Annotated in this window: 1 protein-coding gene and 1 pseudogene; one reads left to right on the top strand and one right to left on the bottom strand. The window is 66.0% G+C overall.

The features are described 5' to 3' along the window. Positions 1-228 (top strand): annotated as a pseudogene (locus Q4E95_RS11885) (protein-L-isoaspartate carboxylmethyltransferase); the annotation flags it as partial. A gap of 31 nt (positions 229-259) precedes the next feature. Here the strand turns inward: Q4E95_RS11885 and Q4E95_RS11880 are convergent. Beyond that, positions 260-970: a superoxide dismutase family protein gene (locus Q4E95_RS11880; RefSeq protein ID WP_303383504.1), complete on the bottom strand. Its 711-nt coding sequence runs from the start codon at positions 968-970 to the stop codon at positions 260-262. Positions 971-1084: the final 114 nt, after the last annotated feature.

Raw genomic sequence — 1084 nt, 5'->3', positions numbered from 1 at the left:
CAAGCCACCGACGGTGAACTCGGAGCCCCGAGGGACGCACCTTTTGATCGCATCCTCGTCTCGGCCATGGCCGAGGCCCTCCCCGAACAGCTTGTGGAGCAACTGGGGGAGGGCGGCATCATGGTCATTCCGGTGGCCGGCGACATGCTACGTGTGCGCCGAGGCCGCCGGGGCCTGAAGATCACCCGCCACGGGCACTTCAGATTCGTACCGCTCCGCGAGGACTAGACCCCGCCGGCGAACGGTGGCAGGGAATCGCCTACTCGATCACGCCGCACGCCAGACGGCTTCCCGCGTCACCGGTGGACTGAGTGTCCTCATCGGGACCCGTCGCGGCATACCGCTCAGGGATGTTGGCGTAGTTGTCCGGGCCGGAGTGAATCATGAGCGCGGAACCGTTGTCGTCCATCAGGTTCTCGGTGGTGAGCCGATCCGTCTGGAACGTCTGCTTGGCTTCCCCGGACTCCATGACCAACAAGGCGGGCAGGTCACCGGCGTGCTCGGGGTGCCGGGCGTCATCTCCACCCAAGTGACCGCCCGCGGACAGGAAGGCCCCGGTTTCGGACGGGTCATCGGGAGCGGAACTCTCCGCCTCGCACACACCGTTCGCGTGCACGTGGAAACCGTAATACCCGGGTTCCAAGCCGGACAGCTCCGCGGACACGACCATGGCCTGGTCATCGTCCTCCGCTGGGGAGAACTCGACGGTGCCGAGGTCTTCGCCCTCGGCATTTTGAACAGTCGCGGTGGCCACGGGTTCGGACGACGCCGACGACGCCGCCGCACTCGTTTCCTGCGCGCCAGTTTCCTCCGCGGCCCCACCGCCCCCGTCACTGCCGCAGGCAGCCAGGGTCAACAACCCGGCGATGCCGAGAAAGGCCATGCCCGTGCGGGTTCGAGAGGTTTTTTTCATGGAGGTGGCGGCCGGGTCGGTGGTATTGGCCGGGGAAGTCAGGTCACGCTCGTTCATGGCATCTCCTCATCGTGGGTCCGCTGGGCCGGCGCGTCCGAGAGATGATGCCGACCGTTCTACGGTGTGGCATTTCCACGGTACACATGACGTGGGTCACATGGGAATGAACCG

The organism is Kocuria sp., from assembly GCF_030536815.1.
Classification (GTDB): domain Bacteria; phylum Actinomycetota; class Actinomycetes; order Actinomycetales; family Micrococcaceae; genus Kocuria; species Kocuria gwangalliensis.
The sequence above is the reverse complement of the archived record's forward strand: the minus strand, read 5'-3'. Positions and strand labels throughout refer to the sequence as shown.